This is a genomic window from Vibrio sp. Vb339, from assembly GCF_902751245.1.
Taxonomy (GTDB): Bacteria; Pseudomonadota; Gammaproteobacteria; order Enterobacterales; family Vibrionaceae; genus Vibrio; species Vibrio coralliirubri.
Window position 1 is genome coordinate 1,160,876 of the sequence record NZ_CADDIS010000001.1, and the last position, 25,200, is coordinate 1,186,075.

25 protein-coding genes, 2 tRNA genes and 1 pseudogene are annotated in these 25,200 nt (G+C 43.9%); 14 read left to right on the plus strand and 14 right to left on the minus strand.

Features of this window, described 5'->3' with window-relative positions; translation table 11 throughout:
• Positions 1-83: 83 nt before the first annotated feature.
• From HRQ85_RS05095 to HRQ85_RS05105, 3 genes are all read right to left on the minus strand, one after another.
• Positions 84-341, minus strand: coding sequence for a hypothetical protein (locus HRQ85_RS05095; protein WP_004731488.1), 258 nt, complete (start codon positions 339-341; stop codon positions 84-86).
• Between the two features lie 325 nt (positions 342-666).
• Positions 667-741 (minus strand) — tRNA-Gly (locus HRQ85_RS05100).
• A gap of 38 nt (positions 742-779) precedes the next feature.
• Positions 780-854, minus strand: a tRNA-Gly gene (locus tag HRQ85_RS05105).
• 525 nt (positions 855-1,379) lie between these two features.
• On the opposite strand from HRQ85_RS05105, the gene HRQ85_RS05110 reads away from it, so the two are divergent.
• From HRQ85_RS05110 to HRQ85_RS05130, 5 genes are all read left to right on the plus strand, one after another.
• Positions 1,380-2,543, plus strand: a complete 1,164-nt coding sequence (locus HRQ85_RS05110; protein ID WP_004731486.1) for a threonine/serine exporter family protein — start codon at positions 1,380-1,382, stop codon at positions 2,541-2,543.
• 180 nt (positions 2,544-2,723) lie between these two features.
• Entirely contained in the window at positions 2,724-3,062 is a 339-nt protein-coding gene (locus HRQ85_RS05115) for a zinc ribbon domain-containing protein YjdM (protein WP_004731484.1), read from the plus strand.
• A gap of 99 nt (positions 3,063-3,161) precedes the next feature.
• Complete coding sequence (locus HRQ85_RS05120; protein ID WP_172378915.1) at positions 3,162-3,584, plus strand: N-acetyltransferase; 423 nt, start codon at positions 3,162-3,164, stop codon at positions 3,582-3,584.
• Positions 3,585-3,630: 46 nt separating this feature from the next.
• Positions 3,631-4,125 carry a GNAT family N-acetyltransferase gene (locus HRQ85_RS05125; RefSeq protein ID WP_172378916.1) on the plus strand — a complete coding sequence of 165 codons (495 nt, stop codon included), beginning with the start codon at positions 3,631-3,633 and terminating at the stop codon, positions 4,123-4,125.
• Between the two features lie 90 nt (positions 4,126-4,215).
• Positions 4,216-4,647, plus strand: coding sequence for a GNAT family N-acetyltransferase (locus HRQ85_RS05130; RefSeq protein WP_059020931.1), 432 nt, complete (start codon positions 4,216-4,218; stop codon positions 4,645-4,647).
• A gap of 68 nt (positions 4,648-4,715) precedes the next feature.
• Here HRQ85_RS05130 and HRQ85_RS05135 read toward each other — a convergent pair whose 3' ends face one another.
• Positions 4,716-5,327, minus strand: coding sequence for a LysE family translocator (locus HRQ85_RS05135; RefSeq protein ID WP_050634279.1), 612 nt, complete (start codon positions 5,325-5,327; stop codon positions 4,716-4,718).
• Between the two features lie 102 nt (positions 5,328-5,429).
• Between HRQ85_RS05135 and HRQ85_RS05140 the strand changes: the two genes are divergently transcribed.
• Positions 5,430-6,314 (plus strand): LysR family transcriptional regulator, encoded by an 885-nt coding sequence (locus tag HRQ85_RS05140; RefSeq protein ID WP_172378917.1) that lies wholly within the window; start codon positions 5,430-5,432, stop codon positions 6,312-6,314.
• Positions 6,315-6,380: 66 nt separating this feature from the next.
• Here HRQ85_RS05140 and HRQ85_RS05145 read toward each other — a convergent pair whose 3' ends face one another.
• The 6 genes from HRQ85_RS05145 to HRQ85_RS05170 form a co-directional block, all read right to left on the minus strand.
• Positions 6,381-7,325, minus strand: a complete 945-nt coding sequence (locus HRQ85_RS05145; protein WP_172378918.1) for an ADP-ribosylglycohydrolase family protein — start codon at positions 7,323-7,325, stop codon at positions 6,381-6,383.
• 192 nt (positions 7,326-7,517) lie between these two features.
• Positions 7,518-8,444 carry an amino acid ABC transporter permease gene (locus HRQ85_RS05150; RefSeq protein ID WP_172378919.1) on the minus strand — a complete coding sequence of 309 codons (927 nt, stop codon included), beginning with the start codon at positions 8,442-8,444 and terminating at the stop codon, positions 7,518-7,520.
• A gap of 177 nt (positions 8,445-8,621) precedes the next feature.
• Positions 8,622-9,431 carry a transporter substrate-binding domain-containing protein gene (locus HRQ85_RS05155; protein ID WP_017093706.1) on the minus strand — a complete coding sequence of 270 codons (810 nt, stop codon included), beginning with the start codon at positions 9,429-9,431 and terminating at the stop codon, positions 8,622-8,624.
• 12 nt (positions 9,432-9,443) lie between these two features.
• Positions 9,444-10,241, minus strand: coding sequence for an amino acid ABC transporter permease (locus HRQ85_RS05160; protein WP_081230535.1), 798 nt, complete (start codon positions 10,239-10,241; stop codon positions 9,444-9,446).
• On the minus strand, positions 10,241-10,987 hold the full coding sequence (locus HRQ85_RS05165) for an amino acid ABC transporter ATP-binding protein (RefSeq protein WP_050644212.1): 747 nt from the start codon (positions 10,985-10,987) through the stop codon (positions 10,241-10,243). The genes HRQ85_RS05160 and HRQ85_RS05165 overlap by 1 nt, the downstream gene beginning before the upstream one ends.
• Positions 10,988-11,211: 224 nt before the next feature.
• Positions 11,212-12,360 carry an iron-containing alcohol dehydrogenase gene (locus tag HRQ85_RS05170; protein ID WP_048615371.1) on the minus strand — a complete coding sequence of 383 codons (1,149 nt, stop codon included), beginning with the start codon at positions 12,358-12,360 and terminating at the stop codon, positions 11,212-11,214.
• A 193-nt stretch (positions 12,361-12,553) separates the two neighbouring features.
• Between HRQ85_RS05170 and HRQ85_RS05175 the strand changes: the two genes are divergently transcribed.
• Entirely contained in the window at positions 12,554-13,438 is an 885-nt protein-coding gene (locus HRQ85_RS05175; RefSeq protein ID WP_108093106.1) for an AraC family transcriptional regulator, read from the plus strand.
• Between the two features lie 83 nt (positions 13,439-13,521).
• On the opposite strand, the gene HRQ85_RS05180 is transcribed toward HRQ85_RS05175, so the two are convergent.
• Positions 13,522-14,046: a hypothetical protein gene (locus HRQ85_RS05180; protein WP_172378920.1), complete on the minus strand. Its 525-nt coding sequence runs from the start codon at positions 14,044-14,046 to the stop codon at positions 13,522-13,524.
• 12 nt (positions 14,047-14,058) lie between these two features.
• Positions 14,059-14,493: a hypothetical protein gene (locus HRQ85_RS05185; RefSeq protein ID WP_172378921.1), complete on the minus strand. Its 435-nt coding sequence runs from the start codon at positions 14,491-14,493 to the stop codon at positions 14,059-14,061.
• A 781-nt stretch (positions 14,494-15,274) separates the two neighbouring features.
• Here HRQ85_RS05185 and HRQ85_RS05190 point away from each other — a divergent pair.
• The 5 genes and pseudogenes from HRQ85_RS05190 (at position 15,275) to HRQ85_RS05210 (ending at position 18,457) form a co-directional block, all read left to right on the plus strand.
• Positions 15,275-16,511, plus strand: a pseudogene (locus HRQ85_RS05190) (RidA family protein).
• 212 nt (positions 16,512-16,723) lie between these two features.
• A complete protein-coding gene (locus tag HRQ85_RS05195; protein ID WP_172378922.1) occupies positions 16,724-17,080 on the plus strand; it encodes a hypothetical protein in 357 nt (118 codons plus the stop codon).
• A 94-nt stretch (positions 17,081-17,174) separates the two neighbouring features.
• Complete coding sequence (locus tag HRQ85_RS05200) at positions 17,175-17,324, plus strand: hypothetical protein (protein WP_172378923.1); 150 nt, start codon at positions 17,175-17,177, stop codon at positions 17,322-17,324.
• Positions 17,325-17,438: 114 nt separating this feature from the next.
• A complete protein-coding gene (locus HRQ85_RS05205; protein WP_060981195.1) occupies positions 17,439-17,903 on the plus strand; it encodes an acyltransferase in 465 nt (154 codons plus the stop codon).
• 77 nt (positions 17,904-17,980) lie between these two features.
• Positions 17,981-18,457, plus strand: coding sequence for a GNAT family N-acetyltransferase (locus HRQ85_RS05210; RefSeq protein ID WP_052878581.1), 477 nt, complete (start codon positions 17,981-17,983; stop codon positions 18,455-18,457).
• Positions 18,458-18,532: 75 nt separating this feature from the next.
• Here HRQ85_RS05210 and HRQ85_RS05215 read toward each other — a convergent pair whose 3' ends face one another.
• On the minus strand, positions 18,533-18,979 hold the full coding sequence (locus HRQ85_RS05215) for a DUF417 family protein (RefSeq protein ID WP_017108085.1): 447 nt from the start codon (positions 18,977-18,979) through the stop codon (positions 18,533-18,535).
• A 281-nt stretch (positions 18,980-19,260) separates the two neighbouring features.
• Between HRQ85_RS05215 and HRQ85_RS05220 the strand changes: the two genes are divergently transcribed.
• Positions 19,261-19,623, plus strand: coding sequence for a RidA family protein (locus HRQ85_RS05220; RefSeq protein ID WP_172378924.1), 363 nt, complete (start codon positions 19,261-19,263; stop codon positions 19,621-19,623).
• A 151-nt stretch (positions 19,624-19,774) separates the two neighbouring features.
• Here the strand turns inward: HRQ85_RS05220 and HRQ85_RS05225 are convergent, their stop codons facing one another.
• Positions 19,775-21,361 (minus strand): BCCT family transporter, encoded by a 1,587-nt coding sequence (locus tag HRQ85_RS05225; protein WP_172378925.1) that lies wholly within the window; start codon positions 21,359-21,361, stop codon positions 19,775-19,777.
• A 451-nt stretch (positions 21,362-21,812) separates the two neighbouring features.
• On the opposite strand from HRQ85_RS05225, the gene HRQ85_RS05230 reads away from it, so the two are divergent.
• Positions 21,813-24,980, plus strand: coding sequence for a chitinase C-terminal domain-containing protein (locus HRQ85_RS05230; RefSeq protein ID WP_172378926.1), 3,168 nt, complete (start codon positions 21,813-21,815; stop codon positions 24,978-24,980).
• The last annotated feature ends 220 nt before the right edge of the window (positions 24,981-25,200 follow it).

The following is a 25,200-nucleotide window of genomic DNA, read 5'->3' on the forward strand; positions in this document are numbered from 1 at the left end:
TATGACCAGTTAAAGATAAGTCTCAACCTGTTCAGGAATACATGAACTAACTTGTATTGGCTGAGGCTTATCTGTAGTTAGAATCACTGTAGCAAGATAGAAGTTTCAAGCAGGTGGTGTGCTTCGCCGCTCAGGTGCGGTAGCTCTGCCATGATCTTTTTAAACTTGTCATCGATTGACTCTGCTTCATTCAGCGATCGAAAAGCCAGTACAGCCTGTTCAGGCTCGCTGTTCACATAACCTTTCAATGTATCTAGCTGAATTTTATTGGCATTTTCAACTTTTGCTAGCGCGACATTAATTGCTTCGATGTTAATTGTTAACTCATTGCTTTTAAACATTTTTTATTATTTATGGGTTGTTGCTAATGCGCGCACATTAACACAATGATTTTTGCAGATATTGACCAAGATTATTAAATTGGAACAATTTTGAAAATCATTAAAAGCTGAACTGCAATGTGTGATTTGGATAGGTGTCAGAAATACGAAGCAATTTAAGGAGTTAATAGCTTTGGTTGGTCACTTAGCGTTGATTCGTCAATCTAAGCTTAAATAAAATAAGTTTAATCAGTATAGATTTAATTACTGTGGACTTAGCAAACGGCGAAAATTTTTGAATAGGGTATCGCTGGAAGAAAGTGCTTAATGAAGCTTAAGGAGAAGTTGGAGCGTGCAGCGGGAATCGAACCCGCATCATCAGCTTGGAAGGCTGAGGTAATAGCCATTATACGATGCACGCACACTGTCTTATGAGTAAGACTAAGGCATTAAGAGACTTGGAGCGTGCAGCGGGAATCGAACCCGCATCATCAGCTTGGAAGGCTGAGGTAATAGCCATTATACGATGCACGCACATCGTCTTAACGAGTTTGATAATGCCACATCTAACTGAAAACGAAACCTTTTTCTTTCATTTTTATTCTAAGTGCTCGCATAACCACCACTCCGCTAGTTTTTCCATCATGTTCGGCGTTTTCAGAGTGAATAAAATGTGACTAAAATCTCTAAAAAAGGAGGGCGAGAAATAATAGTAAATGTCATGCTGTTTTTTGCGATAAATCCGCCTTAATTTATAAACCTGTTTTAGTGGTACTTGGCTGTCATAAATCTCATGAAAATTAAGGAATTTGGAGTGTTAACATAAACTGATTTTTATTTGTGTTTTGGCGTCCACTAATAACAATCTGAATGCATAAATTTAACTTATTAGTTTGTCAAAACATTCAGTAAACTAATCCCAAATGAGTAGAGTTATAGGCACTTCTAAGGCTTTGCAGAAAAAAGTAACGAGTTCAGTTGATAATTCACGCAAAAGTCTCGTCATTCCATCTATCGTTTGGTACATTTGCCGCACATTTTGTCTCCCCTAAAATACCCATGCCTTCTCAGTTCCGAATTAACAAAATTGTTGAAATTGGTGACACTCTTCACCGCAGTGGCTGTGCCCCTTACAAGCTAGAGAAATACACTCAATTCTATGCAAAAAAGCATGGTGTTGATGTGATGATCCAAGCTACGCCAACTGCGATTAACTATCAATTTCCAGACGATAACAACGCCGTGATTCTTAAGCGTCTAAAGCCTGCGTCGATTAATCTGAGTTTGTTGGCCAATACGATCATTCGTATTAACCAGCCAAGCAGTGAGCCAGTACCTGAGCCTGTCGGCTACTCTAAATTTGTGACAGCACTTGCCAATATGGGTATTCCGCCTGCCTATTTGATGCTGGTGGGCAGTACGTTGGAAGCGGTGGGCTTTTCTGCGTTATTGGGTTTGATGGTGTGGGTATGTCAGCAAGTTCTTCATTCACGTCGTGCTATCGCGGTTGAATTCATCTCGGCATTGTTAACGGGCATCTTTGTGGCGTTTTTGGCAAGTACAGGGTTGCCGATTCCGGTGTGGGCGTTGTGTATCGCCTCGATTGTCTTGTTTGTCCCCGGTTTATCCATAGCCAACGCATTAGAATGTTTGGCGTTTAATGACTTGGTTTCTGGTACCAGCTTGCTAGGGCAGAGCGCCTTAACGCTGATTAAGCTGTTTGTCGGGATTATCATGGGGCTCAACATCGGTGAAGCGATATGGGGACAAGCGGTCTCCATCGACTATACCAATGCAGTACCGATGTGGATGCATATATCTGGCTTGGTGCTGATCTCTGTGTCTATCGGTGTGATGTTCAATGCACGTCCTAAAGACATCTTACTTGGTTTGCCAGTTGCCGTTCTCGGTATGTGGGGCCCATTCTATCTAGGTTTTGATAGTGGTTGGGTTGTCGGTACTTGGGTTACGACGGTTCTTATTACTTTGTACGGAACATGGATTGCTAAGAAGATGGAGCTCACGGGATCTATTTATATCGTGCAAGGGATCATCATCTTGGTTCCGGGTAGCCGAGTATTAGTGAGTGCTAGCCAGTCGGTGTTTGAACAATCGATTTTGCCTATCCCGAGTATCGGTTTGTCGGCGTTATTCATGTTCTCTGCAATCGTGGCAGGGCAAATCACCGCTTACTCGATTTACTCACCAAAAGTCGAACGTTAAACCTTTTCGCTTCTCAAGTTTTTAAACAAACACAGCTTAGCGGCTGTGTTTGTTCGTTTTAGGTACGGCTCTTTTTTTAAAGACAATTAACTCTTCGTAAAACTTGTTAGATTTATGCTCGCTAAGCCTGACAAGAGCCATTAAAATGGAACAAATTCTATTTAAATGAAGTATTAACGTATGTCTCTACCTCCTTGCCCGCAATGCCAATCTGAATATGTCTACCCAGACCAAAACAACCTAATCTGCCCTGAGTGTGCCTACGAATGGAACCCAGAAGAAGAGCGTTTAGAAAGAGAAGCCGCGCGTGTTAAGGACGTGAATGGCGTTGTATTGGAAAGTGGAGATAAAGTTACCTTCATTAAAGATCTAAAAATTAAAGGCAGTTCTAGCGTATTGAAAATCGGCACTAAAGCCGTGATTCGACGTATCAACGAAGGTAAAGACCACCAGCTAGATTGCAAGCTGGATGGTGGCGGTGAAATGCTGGTTACAGCGAAGTACGTTAAGAAGCAGTAACCATTGTTTCAAACAATTGTCGTAAATCTTCAATAAGTTTAAGTCGCTTCTCGGCATACTGATTCGCATATTGAACCGCAATAATTTCAGAGAATGAAGATGATCAGAGAATACCGTCCAGCCGATAATGAAACCGTTATAGATATTTGGTTAACCGCCTCGATCAAGGCGCATGATTTTGTGGCTCCTGAGTTCTGGGAGTCGCAAGTGGGTAATATGCGCGATATATACATCCCAGCATCAACAACTTACGTGTATCAAATAGACGGTGAGGTTCGTGGCTTTTATTCGCTTTATGAAGGGGTTTTAGCTGCGATCTTTGTGAGCCCGCAGCATCAAGGTTGTGGTGTTGGTAAGCAACTTATCCAACACGCGAAGCTTGAATGCCCGAATCTGTCTTTGAATGTGTATAAAGAGAACCAAGCGACCATTGAGTTCTACTTGTCTCAAGGTTTCTCTATTGCCAGCGAACAAACTGATGAGCACACAGGACATCAAGAATACACAATGCACTTATCTTAGGCTTGATAACTAAACCCGGTAGAAAAGTAAAAGGAATCAACATCATATGGACATGGTTAAAGCTGCTCTTTCGCATTCAATTGCCTTTCATCACTATGTGAACGCCTGTGCTGAAGATGGGTTAGATATTTACACGGGGATTTCCGATGGCAGTGATGCCTATTTAGAAAGACGAATTGCTTATTCAAAAGGCGAGGGTTTGCCAGAAGGGTGGACGCCTGCTTCTACGTATTTTTGTATCGACTCTGGTCAAATCCTTGGTGTCATAAGAGTTCGTCATGGTACCAGTCCGTACATCCACGATGTCATTGGACATATCGGATATGAGACGCTGCCGCAAGCCAGAGGGCGGGGTATCGCAAGTCATATGTTGTCTTGGGTTCAACGGCACGTATTGTCCGAAAGCGCTATTATTACGTGTGAGAGGGGCAATATTGCTTCGCAAAAAGTGATTGAGAAGTGCGGTGGACAATTCCTGAATACCTTTTACTCAGAGCAAGATAAACACGAAGTCTTACGTTACCAACTAGAACCCAAATGAACATTTAAGCGTGGCATTTAGTTTTATCGGGGGCGCTGAATTCCGGTTTTAGCGAAAATGAAACCACAGCCAATTATTGTTGGAGGTATTTTGAAGTATTCAACAAGATCTGCTCAGTCATCAGATTATGAATTTCTGTTTGAGCTTAAGAAAGCCGCTGAGTTTGAACCAATCAAAGCCGTATTTGGCTGGGATGAGCAGGTTCAACGAGATATACACGCTGAAGAGTGGGCAGAAGAACGACCTGAAATCATTGAATATCAAGGTAAAGCGATTGGCAGTGTGTTGTTACAAGACAAAGGCGAGCACTTTTATTTTTGTCGATTCTTCTTATTGCCTGAGTATCATGGAAAGGGCATTGGCAGCCTAGTATTGAAAGATTGCTTAACTAAGGCTGACAGCCTCAATAAACCCGTCGAACTTTGTTACCTGCAAGGTAATCGAGTTGGAGATCTGTACTTGAGGTTTGGCTTTGAAATTACCTCGCAAAACGATCAGTTTGTCTATATGTGGCGTCAGTAATTCCAAGCATTAGTTATTAACCTCAACGGCACAGTTCGCCATTGAGGTTTTTTGTTTTGGTTTTCAATTTAAGATTTAATCGCCAACAGTGCTCCGAACGTCACTAAGCCAAATCCACACGCTTGATTAAGCCTTTTCTTTGCTCTCAATAGATGCTTTTGCAATGTATTCGAAGTAAACAGCATAGCGACAATTCCAAACCATAAGCCGTGAAGAACGATCATATAAAGCCCATAGCCGAGTGCGACATGCTGGTTTTCTGCATCAGGTGAGATGACTTGGCTGAAGATGCTCAAGAAGAACAACATGGTTTTTGGGTTGAGCACGTTACATAAAAAGCCTTGGGCTAAATAGCGCCAAACACTGGTGCTTTGCTTTGCATCTTCCATAGGTGCAAGCTTGTTGTCCGCACTCAAGATACCTTTTAGCCCTAGATAAATAAGGTAGGCTGCGCCTGCGTATCTGATCATATCAAACAGCTGCTCATTCTGTGAGATTAAGTAACTGATCCCAAGCATTGAGTAACTGATGTGAACACAAATGGCTAAACTCACACCTATTGCAGTCCAAATCCCTGCTTGTCTTCCTTGATTGACACTGTTTTTCAAAACTAAAACGAAATCAGCTCCTGGACTAATAACAATCAATAGTCCCAATACTGCTAGGCTTAACCACTCCATAATGACTCCAACTCTTTATATTTAATGAGCCAGCATTGTATGGTTTTTTATTGCTGCCTATAATCGAAATGAATTCCACCTATCTGTGAGAAAAAATCACACATGAGACATTTGAAAGCATTCCATATTTTCCACGTAGCAGCGCATTCGAGCAGTTACAGTGAAGCGGCGGATAAACTCAATATCACACATGGCGCAGTGAGTAAGCAGATCAAGGTATTGGAAAATCACTTGTCCCAAGTTTTGTTCTACAAACAGGGCAGGAATGTGTGTCTTACCAAAGAAGGGGAATTACTCAAAGGTTACACAGAGCAAGCGTTCCAAGCCTTGGAAACTGGAGTCCATAAGCTTAATCAGTTGAATCATCAAGCGTTGGAAGTTTCATGCGAACCCACATTGACCATGCGTTGGTTAATGCCTCGACTCGGTGATTTCTATAACGAATCCGGAATTGATGTTCGATTGTCTACCGCAGGTGGACCTGTGACATTAGGCGCAACTGGTTTAGATATGGCCATTCGCCGAGACGACTTCAACGTAACCGAGCACTACAAACAGATTCCGTTAGTTGAAGAATGGGTTGGCCCAGTGTTCTCGCCTGATTATTGGCAACAGGTCAAAGACAAGCTAGCCGATGTGAAATTACTGCACAGCAGCACGCGACCAAACGCTTGGAGCCACTGGACATCCATCACCAAAGGTAGTGAATTTGATCGCCGAATGGTGCCGCAAGCTATTTCAAACCAGACCTTTGCACACTTCTATTTCTGCTTTCAAGCGGCCGTTGATGGGCTAGGAGCGGCTCTTGGATCTTATCCATTGGTGGTTGATGATTTGAATAGGGGCAACTTAATCGCACCGTTTGGCTTTGTACCTTCCGGTCATCAGTACATATTGCTCACACAAGATAGCAACCATGATGAGTCTGAAAGCCCGTTTGTGGTTTGGCTGAAGAATGAGTTGTCACAGTGTGTTCCAACCTTATAGGAACGACAGCCTCCGACCTAGAAGTGTGCTTGTCTTATGTCAGACTTTAGTTCGTTATTGTGAAAATCACTCAATAGGCAAAGACAGCACGCCACCATTGAGTTCGACTTGTTTTAGCCATTCGGTTGGAATTTCGCCATCTTCTTCGTAGAAACACGCCGCTAATACCGCGCCAATAACAATCGCACGCCCGCAGCTGTCACCGCCACATAAGATATTGTCTCGAATACCTTGCTTATAGCTCTGAGCACCCGCAATGATGCGAATCAGCAAGGGAAATGCGGCACTCAGTTCACAATGCAATCCGAACTTCTTCGCGGCATCTGTAATCGAAAGCTCAGGTTCAGCCAATGCTTCATCGATTTGATCGTGTATAAACTTGCTACAGGTTTGTCGCACCATTTCTACCGATTGCAATGGCGAGTTGCCTTGAATTGCCGCTTGAATCAGTAGGGTGATGGCTTGCGCCCATTCTACGGCTTTGCCGTTGTTGTTGGTCACTCGTACCGCACTCTCTACCATTGCTGGTAAAGTGTGAGAGGTGTAAGTACACGCGACCAAAGGGATGATTTTTGAAACAGCAGGTAATTGAGTATCATCCGCACCACACGCTGTAATTGGGGCGTTTGCCAATTCCAATTGATGGATGTTCAACAAGCTCATACGAGTCGCTTTATCAATGTAGCCTTTCCAACTACCACCGAAATCAAACCAGAAGCGGAAGTGCTTGATGTAGCTCGCTTCATCGTATTTTTGGTTGTCGACTAAGCTATCGACCATCGCCAATAACTGAGCGCCATATTGCGATTGCTCGCCTGCGGTTTTACCTTGGTGCGCAAAGTAGCCCTTGTCTTGGTAATCGGACTGATTCGGTGAGCGAAATTCTGGCTCAAAACCCGCTACGTGTAAGATCCTCTCTTGGTCGTACAGCCAGTGCAGCCCCATTGAAGCGGCGTCTCCAACCAATGCGCCGACAACGGCGTAAAAAGCTCTTTCTTTATGATTGTCCATACTGAACGATGTCCTTGAGATGAATCAACGTAGTTCGTTACATTAAGTATAGTGATTAGGCGAGCATTTTGCTGTGTTTCTGAGAAGAAATATGAAGGGATAAATCCTGATTGGTCAATAGCTTAAACCAATCAGGTGAAATTGATAAGGGCGATGAATAGTCTGGTGAATTCGTATTTTTGATTGGTGGTGTTATTGATGGTTGAGATAGGCACTAGAGCGCTGCTCAATCACTTTGAAAAGACGTGAAAGCGCAAAGCACAAAGTAAAATATACGAAGCCAACAATCAGCCAGATCTCGAAGATCAAACCTGAAGAGTTTGCCATCTCAGTACCAACAAACGTCATCTCTTGGATCGAAATCAGAGACACAATCGACGTGTCTTTGACCAAGGAGATTGCTTGGCCAGCCAATGGCGGTGTGATGGCCGTTAATACTTGCGGGCCAACCACAAATCGATACTTAGACAACGCCGATAAGCCGAGTGAATCGGCCGCTTCCCATTGGCCTTTTGGAATACTTTCTAAGCCAGCTCGAATCACTTCTGCGATGTAAGCCGAAGAGAGCAAACCAATACAGATAACACCAGACGCCAGGTTTTCCCAAAGGTTAGCAGGACCAAACAGAAGGGCTTGAACAGCGTTAATCTCGCTGTTGTGTTCACGTAAGATACTTTCTAAACCAAGTAATGGAATCAGTTGGTTAGAAACGAAGAAATAGAATATGAAGACAAAAACCAGTGGTGGAATATTTCGAACCAGCTGGATAAAAATCAGTGCAGGGGTACGAAAGAAAGCAATTTTAGAGTGTCTTGCAACGCCAAGTAATGTGCCAAAAGAGAGTGCTAACACCATGCTCCAGACACTCAAGCGCAGTGTGGCGATCAAGCCTTGGAAAAAGTACGGGACGTTACCTTCGGATGGCGGAATAAAAATCAGGGTAAACGCATCTTCCCAGCGCCACTGGTAGTTAATACCAACAGCAGAGCGATAATAAAGCCAGCCTGCAAACACACAAATGACAGCGAGTAACACACCATCTAAAAGAGTAAGGCGTTGATACCAAGGCTTCATATGAACGTTGGGCTTAGGTGTTGTTAATGCGCTAGTTTTACTCACGTCATTCCTGTTTAAACATTAATTATTATTGGGTTGTTGCTTGGATCTAAGACGAATCAAATAAAGCTACTTAAAAAGGCTACTTAAATCGTCGATGAGAAGGCAGTGCAAACAGTGCACTGCCTTGATTTAGATTCGACAGATTAGCTCATATTAAAAAGTGAGCTCAACTTCAGATTACTGACCTTGAGCAATCTGGTCTTGCCAATCTAAAGTAGAGAACCAGTACTCGTAACGCTCTTTCAACCAACCGTCTTCAGTACGTGCTTTGATCCATTCGTTGAAGAACTCTGCCTTGTCAGTTTCACCCAGGCGAACTGCAAATGCTTCGTTACCTTTGGATAGACGCTCTTCAAATGGAATAAATAGCGTGTCTGCGTTTTTGATCGCTTCGTGTTCTGGTTTCGGGCTAGACGCGATAACCGCGTGCGCGTTGCCGTTTAACACTTCTTGGAATGCTTGAGCATCGTCATCGAACTGTAGAACTTTCGCTTTAGGGAAGGTTTCACGAGCCACTTGAACTGTGAACGCACCACGACGAGCAGCAATTTTCACGCGACGAGAATCAAAATCAGAGATCTGAGTAAAACCTTCCGCTAGCTCTTTATTAGCAGCCAGTTGAACACCAGAGTGCGAGTATGGTTCAGTGAACAGTACGCTTTTAGCTCGCGCTTCAGTAATAGACATACCGCCGATGATCACATCAAACTTCTTCGATAATAGAGAAGGGATAATGCCGTCCCATGCCGTAGGTACAAATTCGACTTTCCAACCTGAATCTTCGGCAAGGCGTTTCGCCACGTCGATTTCAAAGCCAACAAGATCGCCTTGTTTGTTACGCATCGCCCAAGGAACAAATGTCGACATACCAACGCGTAGAGAGCCGCGTTCGTTGATTTTGTCTAGGTTAGGCGTTTCAGAAGCAAGTGCAGGCAAACTGACGGCAAGCGCAAGTAGGGCTGTAATTGCGGTTTTAAATAGCTTCATGCTGATAAATCCTTATTGTGTTCGCCAGTTAGCTCCGAGCTTATGCTCAAGCCAAGCTGCAACGGCAGAAAGTGAAAGTGTAAGTGCAAGGTAAATGATTGCCACAGAGAACCAAATCTCAAATGGCATCGCGGTTTCAGAAACGATGTTTCTGGCTTCGGTTGTTAGGTCAAAGATAGCCATGACACTCACAATCGAAGAGTTTTTGATAAGAGAGATCACTTCATTAGTCAAAGGTGGCAAGGTGCGTTGCACCACCTGAGGAAGAATCACATCCCAGTAAGTATAGGTCTTTGATAAGCCCAAAGATTGAGCTGCTTCAAATTGTCCTCTCGCAATACCATTTAAACCAGCACGGAAGATTTCGGCGGTGTAAGCACCTTGGAAAAGTGCCAAGGCTAAAACGGCAGTGCTAAAACGATCCAGCCCTAACACGGGGCCAAACACAAAATAGAGTAAATAAATTTGTACTAATAACGGCGTGTTACGAATCAACTCAACATAGCTGGTGGCTAAGGTGCGTCCAACCACAGAATTTGAGTTTCTCAATAGCGCTGTCGTTAAGCCGATGAACAGCGTCGCGACCAAAGAAATCAGAGAGATATTGATAGTAACCAACAACCCTTCGACTAACTCTGCAGGCCACCATTCGCCATCTTCATAGAAAGCAATATAGTCCGGCACGCGCTCCCATTGCCAGCTGTATCCCATGGTTTGTGCGCCAGAATCGAGAATCCAAACAACAGCGGCCACCAGTACAACTATTTGTATTAGAGCGGAAAGGGCGGGTTTAATAATTCGAATCAACATCAATAAGTCAGGATCTGATTTAGGAACGTTTGAGTACGTTCATGTTGAGGGTTTTCAAAGAGCGCTTGTGGAGTATTCGATTCCACAATTTGTCCTTCATCCATGAAGATAACGCGATCGGCCACTTGTTTTGCAAAGCCCATTTCGTGGGTCACACACACCATGGTGATGCCTTCGCTCGCCAGTTCAACCATCACATCGAGCACTTCGTTGATCATCTCCGGATCAAGCGCTGAAGTGGGTTCATCGAATAAGAGTAATTCCGGCTTCATACACAGAGAACGGGCGATAGCCACACGTTGTTGCTGGCCGCCAGAAAGTTGCACTGGGTATTTGTTGGCTTGTTCTGCAATGTGCACGCGCTCGAGATAGTGCATTGCTATCTTTTCGGCTTCTTGTTTGCTTTTTTTCAGCGTACGAATTGGAGAAAGAGTTAGGTTCTCAAGCACGGTAAGATGGGGGAATAAATGAAAGTGCTGAAACACCATTCCGACTTGGCCTGGTGTGTTGAACTTACTCGGAAGTACTTGTTCTAGCACGGAAAGTTCGCCACTTTCGAAAGGTTCTAGCTGATTGATGCAACGGATCAAGGTTGATTTACCCGAACCTGACGGCCCGCAAATCACCACTATCTCTCCTTGTTCAATATTTAAATCGATATCCTTCAGGGCATGAAAATCACCATACCACTTGTTAAGTGACTTAAACTTAACCATTTCCTTGAGATTGTTCAAATCGTTGTTCATACCTAGTAAAGACACAGGTTTACCTTAACAATATAGAAATATGATTGCACATAAAATTAGGGACTTATGAGAATTTAATAGCATCTTGTAGGGCAAATTAAAAAGCAGCGCCCAAAATGAACGCTGCTTCTGTTGTACGAAAGAAAAAAGTAATGGGTTCAGTCAGATGTGAAAATTCATCTTTGTATGACCACTATCTTTGTTTTCTTTCTTTTTCCCGATTCTTAGTGAATCGCAGACTCTAGAATCTCACGTGTTTTCTCTGGCGTGATTGCTTGGTTCTCGCCAAGTTGTAGGTAGCCGTGTGATTCAAGTTGAGCGACAACATTGTCAATCGCCGTTGCTTTGTTTGTTTCGTAGCCGTCGAACATGGTTGCTACGTCTAGGCTGTGGTAGAAGGCTTCGATTGCAGCGATTGTGCGCTCTGCTAAATCAGCACCCGCTTCTAGGCCAAATACGTTACGACCCATTTGCTCTAGCTTGCCACGTTTTGCTTCGATTTGGTTACGAAGTAGCGAAGGTTGAACAATCGCAAGCGAACGTGCGTGGTCTACGTGCCATAGTGCAGTGAATTCGTGGCCAATCATGTGTGTTGCCCAATCTTGAGGAACACCCGTACCAATCAGGCCGTTAAGCGCTTGGTTTGCTGTCCACATTAGGTTTGCACGCCATGCATCGTTGTCACGCTCGTCGTATTGCTTACCCAGGACAAGTAGGTTCTTAAGCAGTGTTTCCGCGTAACCGTCTTGAACCATAGCGTCTGTTGGCATCGTGATGTATTGCTCACATACGTGAACCCACGCATCAACTAAACCGTTGATCAGTTGGCGTTCCGGTAGAGACTTCATTACATCTGGGTCCATAACTGCAAACTTAGGCTGTACTGCAGGGTTAAGGAAAGCAAGCTTCTCTTGAGTCGCTTTACGCGTGATTACCGCGCCCATGTTAGATTCAGAACCTGTCGCAGGAAGAGTCAGTACCGCGCCGATTGGCGTCGCTTCAGTTACTTGGTGTTTGCCCGTTAGGATATCCCAACCGTCGCCGTCGTATTTAGCCGCTGCAGCAACGTATTTAGAACCGTCGATTACTGAACCACCGCCAACCGCGATAATGAACTCTACGTTTTCTTCTTTAACAAGAGCGACTGCTTTGTCTAGCGTCTCTTTTGTAGGGTTTGCTTCGACGCCAGAGAACTCAATCCAAGAGTGATCTTTCAAAGATTCTACAACTTGGTCGTAAACACCGTTGCTCTTGATTGAACCGCCACCATAGATGACCAGTACTTTCTTCGAAGTATCAACCGCTTGGCTGATAGCGTTGATTTGGCCTTGGCCGAAATGGATAACAGTAGGGTTAACGTAAGTAAATTGCATCAGAGATTCCTTGTGTAAAGCGAAATTTGTTATTTTGGTTTATTGCTCAATTTCTATATTTGCATATTAGTACAGTAATCTAGGTCAATGAAGAGCTGTTCCTCCAAATAAATTGCCTATTTCTACAAACTTGATATTCTTCCTCTGCTTTAGCTTACTTACTCTTAGCACTTGGAATGGAAAGTCGCCACTTATGAAAACACTCGCTCAGTTATTACAGTCTTATGTAGAACACAAAGGTTGGGATGATCTCGAAGGGATCAGAGAAACTGAAATTGGCGGTGTGTGGTTGTATAGAAGCAGTGGTGGGAATCAGCGTCAGCCATTTACTTACCAGTCTGGCATTATCATGCTCGGACAGGGCAAAAAGAACATCTACATTGGCGAAAGGCCAGTGACTTACGCTGCGGGTGATTATCTTGTGGTAGGTGTGCCAATGCCGTTAGAGTGCGAAGCCTTGCCTGTTAATGGTGAACCATTGCTTGGCTTGTCGATTAGCATTGATTCTCAACGCTTGCATAGCTTAGTAAAAAAGCTCGAAGACCAAGGCTTCTTAGAGAGCTACTGCAACAAGCATAAACAGAACTCGAGTGGCTTAGAATCGACGCCGATGGAAGAGCAAATGCTAGAGAGCTTTACCCGGTTGGTGAAAACGCTGCATTGCGACATTGAAGCCAACATCTTGGGCGATGCCATGGTGACAGAGATTGTCTACCGCGCATTAACCGGTTCAGAAGGGCGTGTGCTGTTTGATTTAGCACATCATGATGGCCATTACGCACGTGTTGCCAAAGCGCTGTCAAAAGTGCATGAAGAGTACGACCAAACCATCACCGTTCAATCGCTTGCTGACGAAGCCAACATGAGTGTGTCTGCCTTTCACAATGCATTCCGTAATGTGACGTTTGAGTCACCACTTCAATATTTGAAGAAGGTCAGGCTCAACAAAGCCAAAGAGCTGATTCAACTAGAAGGCCTGCGAATCAGCGATGCTGCACGTCGAGTCGGCTATTCTAGCCCATCCCAATTCAGTCGCGAATTTAAGCGCCACTTCAATACTACTCCAAGAGCGGTTTAGTTCTGTATATTGTTGATTGGCGGGAGAGGAAGTAGAAGGCTTCACTGCTCTAACGAGTTTGTTTAGCCCCATAAAATCAGTCGCTAAAATGCCATACCAATAGAGACGTTAAACGTATCCTCATCAATGTCATAAGGTAGATCCTCACCCTCTGACTCGCCGCTGTCCACTTGGTAGTTTCTCCACTCCATTTTTAGCTCTGCAAACTTCCATTTAGTCGATACACCGAGGGCGTTGAAATAGGTTGCGTCAGGGTTGGCCGCGTCATTAACCTCGTCGCTGAGCTGAGCGCCACCTATGCCGAAATTATAATAAGGGCGAACCGTGATGCGTTTAAGCGGGAAGCTGTAACCTGCGCCTACCTTAACAAACGCCATGCCTTCACTGATCGCGTTTTGGTCGTAGTCTTCTAGTTGGTCATCACGCTTTCTGTGCTGGTACTCACCACCAATCTCAAATAGGTCACCACGAAACATCAGGTCGACGTATTGAGATGAGAGTTTATCTCCCTCCTGATACCCCAAGCCGAACGCAATATCAGCCATAGAGGGAGCTGAAAATCCTGCTAATAGGGCAGCTATCACTCTTGTTTTAATGCGCTTTGTCATTGCCGAATCTCCTTAGTTCAGGGCGTTGTATTTCTTATCAATCATGCAGTTTCTCAACACCGTCGCATACATGGCTTTGTTATCTTCTGCGGCCTGAGCGCCTGCTCGTCGGCCGCTAACTCTACCGGATACCACACCAATCGCCGCACCAGTCTTGGCCGCGTCAGATCCAGAGCCACCAGAGATAGCGCCAACAGCAGCGCCAGCCGCCGCCCCTTTCGCTGCGCCTTTTACGCCGCTTCCTTTCTTGGTTTCTGTAGGTGCTGTCAGCGTTGACTCAGCAACACCTTGGCATGTTGCAAGTTCTTGCTGAGCAACCTCAAGCGTCACGTTGTCGTAATTGAATGAAATGTGAGTGGTTGGGTCTGTGATGTAGCCACTACCAGCAAGAGCAGAGAGGGAGGTCATAACTAGGCTCAGGCCTAACAGTTTCGTTCTTTTGTTCACTTTCTAATCCTCAAGTTGACCAAACAAATTCGTTTAATCATTGATATTGAACTCTCTTCGAGGTCGACAAATAGATTTAAACGTAATGAAGCGATAAGTTATCTTCATGTTGTGTGCATACTATCTTGGTGGGCATATGTTGGATAATGACCTTGAAACATAAGAGTTATTTGTCTGATGCATAACATGTTTCAGCTATGAGCTATTTACTCAGGCTGTTTTTGAGAGAGCAGGCTTAGAAAAGGGACAACTTATGAGAATATCACTCCCTTGTTAATCAAGATGAGCAAATGTATTGAATTGTAGGTAATTTCAGTATGTTGGTATTTGAATTTCTAATTTATTATTAATGTATTTATATATTAAAAGCGCTCTAAAATAATTAGTTATTTAGGTTAAGACTTTATGCACGTATATAAGAATAAAAATCAAACAATACAGTCAATAAGTGCTTTTTAAGAACTTTAGTGTGAACGGCCTATCAAATTCTTTCTAAATTACTAAAATTATTCCTCAGTCTATCTGAGAGAGTATTCATGATTGTTGAATATATCTGAAAATAGAAAGAATTTATTGCTCGGTTAGCGTTCATATTGCGGATAATTAGTCGTGTTGTGACTAATTATTCTGTAACGTGCTGATTTATAGTCAAGTGATAGCCTGACGGTTATCACGTTTCTCCTAAAACAATTAAACTAACATGGCGCTACTTTAATCATTCTTCCAAATACGATTGTTAAATATAAATACGTATGCCTATTTTATTAAAAGGATAATACCGATGAGTAGCGATATCATTAAAATTTCAAGAAACACTGAAAACGCACCAATTAATTCTGTATCTACACAAACGGTCGCTTTTTCTCATTATAATAACTTTTCTGCTCAACTTCCGATTGACCCTAAAACGGGTGAAATAGTCATCGGTGATATTAAAGATCAGGCCGAACAATGTTTGAATAATATTAAAGCGATTGTTGAAAGCATCGACCACGTTATGGATGATGTCGTGAAGATTCATGTTTTCGTTAAGAATATTTCTGATATCGATGCTATTGATGAAGTTTACAAAAGCTTCTTCCACAACAGCCTGCCAACACGCACTGTCGTGGGTGTCGCTGCGCTGCCAAACAGCGATGCGTTAGTTCAAATGGATGCTCTCATTTCTAACGGTGAAGGCACTAAACCACAAGCACCTTGCGCGCTAATTAAGGTATCAAGAAATACGGATAATGCGCCTCAAAGTGCTGTGTCCACGCAGACTGCGGCTTTTTCTCACTACAACAATCTTTCAGCTCAGTTGCCTATAGATGTAGCCACTGGTGAGTTGGTTTATGGTGGTATCGAAGCGCAAACTGCGCAATGTCTATCAAACATCAAAGCTATTTTAGAAAGTATCGGTCATGTCATGAATGATGTGGTTAAAACGACTATCTACCTAAAAAATATCGCAGACGCGGAAGTGGTAAATGAAGTATGTGCTAAATTCTTCCCTAGCTATGTTCCTGCTCGTACCGTTGTTAATGCCGCTGAATTACCAATGGGTGCTTTAATTCAAATTGATACATCCGTTTCACATGGCGACGGTACACCGCCACAATTATCTGAAGACACTCGTTTACTGGTAATAGAAGCCAATAATACCGATGCTGCATCATTTATGCCTTATTCGCATACTGTTGCTTTCTCTCACTACAATCATATTTCAGGACAATTACCTTTAGATCCGAAAACAAATGAAATTGTTGCTGGTGGGGTAAAAGAACAAGCTGAACAATATTAAGGCGATAATTGAAAGCGTTGACCATAGCATGGACGATACGGTGAAAATTAATATTCAACTTAAAGATATTTCAGATATTGATGCGGTAAACGAAATCTACACCACATTCTTTAATGCTGAGTTGCCTGCAAGAACGGTAGTAGGGGTTTCAGAAATCCCAATGAATGCTTTAGTACAAATTGATGCTGTCGTTTCTAACTGTGAAGGGACCCCTCCACAAGACGTTGTTGCTTAAATCAAATGAACCCTTCTCGATAATATCGTTCAGATCTCGGTTTAGCTTCCAAATAGGGAGCAAATTCAACAGGCCGAGATCTGATCCGTTCACCTCATTACTCAAGTTCATCGAATCGACACACCTAAGCTTATCCCGTAAACATGGTATTTATAAGGTTGAAGTGTTTTAATATGAAAAACAGACGCTTAACGTAATAAAGAAACCCGTTTATGCAATTTCGAGCCATTTTACTGCTATGTCTTACCCTAATAGGGTGTACGTCCAATCAAGAGTTGGTACCCGACCCAACAACCATTACGCTATTTTATGGTGATACATCTATCTCTGCGGGTGTTTTAGAGGATAAAACATTCAATTCAGTCCTCGCCGATAGGGTTGAAAGCGTTACGTTTTCAGGCTCAATATCAAAGCAAGACTCAGGCTATTTTGTCGATATGTTAGTGATTCGAGAAACAAAAGAGCCACGTTCAACACGACAGCTGAACACCTCGCTTCTAATGAAACCTGGAGAGTTAGTAGATGTTGGCGGCGTGAATAACGATATTTTTAGGGTGATTCTTGAGTAACAAAAATAAAGTGTTCAATTAATCTGATTTTTTGCTTTACCTCAACCTAACTTCAAGTCTTAAGCTTCTCTGACCCAATGAGAAGGAGCTTATTATGCAAAATAACTACGTAAAAGAACTTGCCGTTAAAACTTACCAAGAAGACCTTCAGAAAGAGTACGTTAAATCTCGATCTCGGCCTTTCCACGCCCCGAGTTTTATTGGCGGGGTGTTGTTGTCAGTTGTGTTGGTAGCACTGTTTTAATTTATGCAGAATCTTTGATCCATAGCCGACTCTCTCTATTCCGACTTGCTTGTACTTAAATACTTACGACACAATCGCTTAGGTTGAGTTGTGACGCTAATGTTGAGAGGAAATATGGCAAGTCCAAGAGTGTTAAAGGCACAGATTACTGATATTACCTGTGGCGAGAATGTCACTATCATCGAGCCAAGTAACGTTTATGGCTGTGAGCTTAAAGATGATGTATTCGTTGGCCCCTTTGTTGAGGTTCAAAAGCACACCGTGATAGGCGCAAGAACTAAGATTCAATCTCATACTTTTATTTGCGAGTATGTGACTATTGGCAGTGACTGCTTTGTTGGCCACGGCGTGATGTTTGCGAATGACTTGTTCAAAGAGGGCAAACCAGATCCAAACCCAGACAATTGGGGACGCACTGTTATCGCAAATAACGTTACCATTGGTTCCAATGCGACAGTGTTGTCTATCAGCATTTGTGAAGGGGCGGTGATTGGCGCGGGAAGTGTAGTGACGAAAGACATTACCGAAAAAGGTATTTACGCAGGTAATCCGGCTAAGAAGTTAAGGGACTTATCATAGGTTAAAAGAGACAAACTAGCTGTTGATGATTCATAATATATGGCATCAATAGTGATTGTTAGAATAGAGAGTTGCTTATGAACATTGTGACCGTCTATAGCGGTAATCAACAGGTATACGCGAATTTGTATCAGGGGTATGCGGCCGAGTTTTCAAAGATCATTGGAGATAAACCAGACGAGTACGGCTTGTTTGAGATCTACCCGACGCTTGGTGATACCGTTACGGGTTACTTACTCTACATTGATGGAGTTCCTGCCGCGTTAACCGCCATTGAAACCAAAGCGCCAAACGAGTTTGAGATTTGCGACTTCTATGTAGTGCCTTATTTTCGAAAAAATAAAGTAGGAAAACAGTTTATTTCTGAACTGTTTGAACATCTAAAGGGCAGTTGGGAGATCAAGCAAGTACTAGGTGCAGAGCATGCAGTTAAATTCTGGAGAGAGGTGGTCAATGACTACACTTCAGGCAACTACGTTGAAGACCAGTATCAGGACGAAAAATGGGGCTTAGTAACGAGACAGTGCTTTAATCACGATGGTATTACCAAGTAAAACCTTATACATCAGAAGCTGGCAGCGTCCTTCTAGCCAGCTTCGAGCCTTTTTATTTAAAGGTTTACGTTACGGTTACTTCTGAGGTTTATTACGTTCGATTACGCTAATTGCGATCGCTAAAAACAGGATGTCTTTCACTAAAAAGAAGTTAGTGACTAAGATGCCATCCGATACTTTCCAAGCGTTTGGCGTTGTAATTAGAAAGCTGAGTGTCACAACAAAGATAGCCGCTGCAGCAATGCCTGAGTAGAAAGCTACTGTCGGTTTCTTAAATCCAACGATCAGTCCAATCGCGACAATGATCTCCGCGCCACCCACCATGTTAGACACAGCTTGGACTGAGAACAGATTGTAAAGCCAGTTCATTGCAGGATGATTTGCGATTAGCGGTTCAATGAGCATCGCTTCGGTTGGCGTAAACTTATAAATACCAATCCAAGCTAACACCAATGCTACGCCAATCACGCCTAGGTTGTATCCCACATTACTCTGTTTTAAATCATAGGTTTGAACATGCATAAAAGTACTCCATTTAATAAAATCCCTGAATATGACCGCAAGAGCTCAGATTAAATTTCGCGCTGTGAATAATACTTAATATATTTATCTAAAAACTTAATAGGTAACGACTTATTGTCTCGATAGGAACTTAAAGGCTAGTGATGTTGAGAACCAAAGCAATGGGGAAGCGATAGTGCTGTTCAAAAGGTGCCGCGAGCTTACCAATTTTTGTTTTCAATATTAGGAATTTGGATTAGATTACGCTGATGTTCACCCTAATTATAAGAAGAGTATAACCAGTGAAAATTCATAGAATTAACCCGACCAAACGTTGGTCTGATGTAACTGTTTTTAACGGTATCGCAAGCTTTGTGGAAGTGGCAGAGACGGATACAACAGCACGAATTAAGAGTCAGGTTCAGCAAATCTTCGAACAAGCTGAAGAAATGATGAGTTTGGTAGACAGCGACAAATCTCGCGTATTGTCGGTGACTATTTACCTAACGGATTTCGCTAACTTTGATGCACTAAATGAAGTTTGGGAAGCGTGGTTCCCTGAAGGCTGTGCGCCAAGCCGTGCATGCGTGAAAGCAGAGCTTGCTAACCCTGAACTATTGGTTGAAATGTCATTCATGGTTGCTGCGGGTGAAAAGTTTCAATAAGGCGAACTATCGGTAGAAATAAGCTTCGTCGATATAAACGCTAATCAGCCAATCAATTAGACAGCGAGCAGATAAAACAAAGCCACTCAGGTGAATCACTTGAGTGGCTTTTTAGTGTTCTACGTTATCCGAAACTAAATCGGATTATGCATTAAGCGAGACCTTGATCTCTTGCCATCTGCTTCGCGATCTTCGGCGCGTGCCATAGACACGGCAGTAAGATAAACGATACCGGAACCGCTGTGATTACAATGAACGACTGTAGAGCGGAGATGCCGCCAGAGCCCATTGAGATAAGTGCAATTGCTACCGCACCCATGATGATACCCCAGAAGGTACGTACGGCTGCGTTCGGCTCTGTCGTGCCCGTCATTACTACACTGATGGTGTAAGTCATTGAGTCACCTGTTGTCACGATGAACGTGGTCGTCAGGATCAGGAACAGAATTGCAATCAGAGCTGGGAACGGCAGTTGCGCGGTAATTGCTAGAAGAACCGCCGGAAGGTTGAAGCCTTCGAACGCACTAGAAATCACACCTGGGTTCTCTAGTTCAAACGCTAAACCACTACCACCAACGATGCTGAACCAGAAACATGTTACAAGCGGTGCAACGATGCTGATAGAAACGATCATTTGGCGAATAGTACGGCCACGTGAGATACGAGCAATGAAGATAGCCATCATTGGGCCATAGCCTAAGAACCAACCCCAAAAGAATACAGTCCAGCCACCTAGCCATGCTGTATCTTGGCGGTATAGCGCCATTGGGATGAAGTTATCAACCATTTCGCCCATACCTTGCAGGTAGCCATCAACGATGAAGCTCGTTGGGCCAACAAGAAGGATGTAGCCGATTAGACACACAGACAAGATGATGTTGTAACGGCTTACTAGTTGGATACCTTTGTTCACGCCGCTCAAAGCAGAAAGCGTGTACATTGCGATAGCAAAGATAATAACAACACTTTGAGTTGCAAAGCTGTCTGAAATGCCAAACAGTTCGCTTAGCGCGTAGCTGATTTGTAGGCCAAGGAAGCCGATAGGGCCGATAGTACCTGCGGCTACGGCCACGATGCTGCATGCGTCGACTACGTTACCAATCCAGCTATTAATTGCTTTGTCGCCTAGTACTGGGTAAAGCAGAGTACGAGGCTTAAGAGGAAGGCCTTTGTCGTAATGCAGGTGCATTAACACGATAGAAGACAAACCACCTAAGATTGCCCATGCAAGGAAACCCCAGTGCATGAAAGATTGTGATAGGGCGTTAAACGCCATCGCTTGTGGATCAGCGTTGCCATACAGTGGCGGAGCCGAAACAAAGTGAGCAATAGGTTCTGCCGCTGCCCAGAACACACCACCGCCGGCTAGCAGCGTACATAGGACGATAGACATCCATTTAAAGGTGGTCATTTCAGGTAGGGCAAGCGTTCCTAAGCGAACGTGGCCGGTGCGACCTAGTGCAAGCACTAAACCGATAATGAAGTTGAGAAGTAGTAGGACTTGCCAGAAAGCACCGAACCATTTAGTTGAATAACTAAAGCCGATGTTTACAAGTTCGGACAACACGGAGGTGTTGGTGAAGGCTAGGATGACAAAGAGGGTTAAAAAACTGCCACTAAGCCAAAAGACTGGGTTTCCGAGTTCCAGTTTTTCACCCAAAGATTGAGCTTTATTGAAATCGATAGAAGTAGATTCTGCGTTGATGTTTTCGTTGGCGACTTGCGTCAAGTTGGACATTATTTCTTCGCTATATTTGGCTCTTTCAAGCCTATGTATTTCTCCCACACTTGCATAGAAATGTGAGGTTCGTCAAAAAAGCCGCCGATACTAACACATTTGTTATCAAAAAGTGGGCGAATTCCCAAAAGAATCCCAAATCGCTTTTAAATCACTACTTTTTGGCTAGTTTTGATACGAATTTTTTTCTCGAATCCAAATCACATTTCTGATTTTTGAGACGTTATTTTTTAGCTTTCCGAAATAAATTAATATTAGTTGTTGGTGCAAAATAAGTGTCGACTTATTGCATGCTATAAACAAATTAATGCGAGTCATTTTATAAATACTGAATATTTTAGGTGTTAAATTGGCGCTGTTACCTACAGTTGTTTTGCGAAGAGATTTAAGTGGTGAGGAAAGTCCCATTTAAATTAAACATCTTGAAACAACAACTTAAGGGATAGCTAACATGCACCTAAATCAAGGAAGAGTGGCCAAGAAGGTTTTTACACTCAGTACGCTCACCGCGTCATGCTTAATGGCGTTCAACAGCTATGCGGCTGTGGATTGCTCAACGTTAGAAACGTGGGACTCTGCCACTGTATACACAGGTGGTGATCAGGTTTCACATGACGGCAGTGCTTATACGGCAAATTACTGGAATCAAAATAACAACCCAAGCCAATTTGAAGGCGACTACGCACAATGGAAGAAAATCGATGTGTGTAGCGGCGACGGAGGTGGCGGTACGCCAAATGAAGTACCAACGGCTTCATTAACGGCACCCTCTGCTTCTGACGTGATTACTGAAGGCGATAATGTTGTATTGAGTGCAACAGCACTAGATTCTGATGGCAGTGTGGCTTCGGTTGAGTTCTTTGTTGATGGCACATCAGTTGCGGTAGTCACAGCGGCACCTTTCGAAGCGACTTGGGCTGCAACGTCGGGTAATCATCAGGTTTCTGTTGTTGCAACGGATAATGAAGGCGCAGCAAGTGTTGCAAGTGCGGTTTCTGTTTCTGTTGATTCAGCACAACCAGGGAATGAAGCACCGACAGTTTCAGTTGCACTTTCAGTGACATCTGTTGATGTTGGTGGTGTAGTCACACTGACAGCAACGGCAGCAGATAGCGATGGCACGGTTGATAAGGTTGATTTCTACGTAGCGGGTGCTCTTGTGGGTACAGCAGCAACGAGCCCTTACACGTTAGATTACACAACGACTCAAGCGGGTTCTTTAGCGGTTTACGCGAAAGCAACAGACGACCAAGGTGCGACTGCAGATTCTGCGTTGGCATCGTTGACTGTGAATGGCGCTCCAACAGTGAGCACATGTCGCCCTGATGGCTTATATCAAACTCAAGGTGTCGATGTTCCTTACTGTACGATTTACGATGATGAAGGTCGTGAGAAAATGGGCGCGGATCACCCACGTCGTGTCATTGGTTACTTCACAAGTTGGCGTGCAGGGGATGACCCACAAGCCGCTTACTTAGTAAATGACATCCCTTGGGAACAACTCACACACATTAACTACGCGTTTGTGAGCATCGGCTCAGACGGCAAAGTAAACGTCGGTGATGTGAATGATCCTGAAAACGCAGCGGTTGGCAAAGAGTGGCCGGGCGTTGAAGTTGACCCTGCATTGGGCTTCAAAGGTCACTTTGGTGCATTAGCGACAGCGAAGAAAAAACATGGCGTGAAAACGCTAATTTCAATCGGTGGTTGGGCAGAGACCGGTGGTCACTTCGCGACTGACGGCAGTCGAGTGGCTGATGGCGGTTTCTACACAATGACAACCAATGCCGATGGATCAATAAATCATCAAGGTATCGAAACATTCGCAACTTCCGCTGTTGAAATGTTGCGTAAGTACCAGTTCGATGGTCTGGATATCGATTACGAATACCCAACCTCAATGGCAGGTGCTGGTAACCCTTACGACAAAGACTTCATGGAACCACGTCGTCAATACCTATGGGCTTCGTACCAAGTGTTGATGAAAGTGCTACGTGAGAAGCTCGATGCTGCCTCTGCGCAAGATGGCAATCACTACATGTTAACGATCGCGGCGCCTTCTTCTGGTTACCTATTACGCGGTATGGAAACATTCGATGTGACTAAGTACCTCGATTACGTGAACATCATGTCTTACGACCTTCATGGTGCGTGGAACGATCACGTAGGTCATAACGCAGCCTTGTTTGATACAGGTAAAGATTCAGAGCTAGCACAGTGGAACGTTTACGGCACGGCGGCTTACGGTGGTATTGGTTATCTGAACACGGATTGGGCTTACCATTACTTCCGTGGTTCTATGCCAGCAGGCCGTATTAACATTGGTGTGCCTTACTACACTCGTGGTTGGCAAGGCGTAACGGGTGGTGAGAATGGTCTTTGGGGCCGAGCAGCACTGCCAAACCAATCTGAATGTTCAGCGGGTACGGGTGAAGGCGAGAAAAACAACTGTGGCCATGGCGCTATTGGTATCGATAACATGTGGCATGATACCGATCCAAAAGGTAACGAAATGGGCGCGGGTTCTAACCCAATGTGGCACGCGAAGAACCTAGAGAAAGGTATTTGGGGTTCTTATGCTGACGCTTACAAGCTTGATCCAGTGAATGATCCTTCAGATGTTCTAACGGGCACTTACACGAGAAACTATGACAGCGTGGCGGTTGCGCCTTGGTTGTGGAACGCAGAGAAGGGTGTATTCCTTTCGACGGAAGATAAACAGTCTATCGACGTGAAAGCGGACTACGTTATCGACAAAGAGATCGGCGGCATCATGTTCTGGGAACTAGCAGGGGATTACAACTGTTATGTACTCGATGCGAATGGCAATCGAACGTCTATCGATACAACTGAACAAGCGTGTAATAGCGGTAACGGTGAGTTCCACATGGGTAACACCATGACGAAAGCTATCTACGATAAGTTTAAGTCTGCGACTCCATATGGAAACAAGGTAGCGACGGGTGCTATTCCAACAGAAGCATTAGATATTTCGGTATCGGTTGGTGGCTTCAAAGTTGGTGACCAAAACTACCCAATTAACCCTAAGATCACGTTTACAAACAACACAGGGCAAGCACTTCCGGGCGGTACCGAGTTCCAATTCGATATTCCTGTGTCTGCGCCTGATAATGCAAAAGATCAATCGGGTGGTGGTTTGACGGTGATTGCTTCAGGTCATACTCGTGCGGATAACATCGGTGGATTAGATGGAACCATGCACCGAGTAGCGTTTACTTTGCCGACATGGGAAGAGCTTCCTGCTGGCGGTGTGTATGAGCTAGATATGGTGTATTACTTACCAATCTCAGGCCCTGCTAACTACGCGGTGAATGTCGGTGGCGTTGATTACGCGTTTAGCTTCGAGCAGCCAGATCTACCATTAGGTGATATCAGTTCAGGTGGCGGTAACCCTGGCGATGGCGGCACCAACCCTGGTACATGTGATACAGCTGGTTTAGCGGTTTACCCAGACTTACCTCAGAAAGATTGGGCGGGTAACCCAAGCCATGCAAACACAGGAGACCAAGTGGTTCACAACGGTAGTGTTTACCAAGCAAACTGGTGGACAAGTTCTGAACCGGGTAGCGATGGTAGCTGGACTCAGGTTTGTTCTTAATTTGATGCTTTTAAGTCAATTTATCAGGGCTTTAGTATAAATAAAGTCATCAATTTAAACGTAAAATCAAAACGCCGAACTGAATCCAGTTCGGCGTTTTTGTTATAAGTCACAGATTGCGTATAGAAACCCTTAAAAATATCGACACTCGTTCAGTAAAAAACAAAAACATGATATAAAACAGTCTGTATATAAGAGAAGTCACAGCGTTACCTGAAAT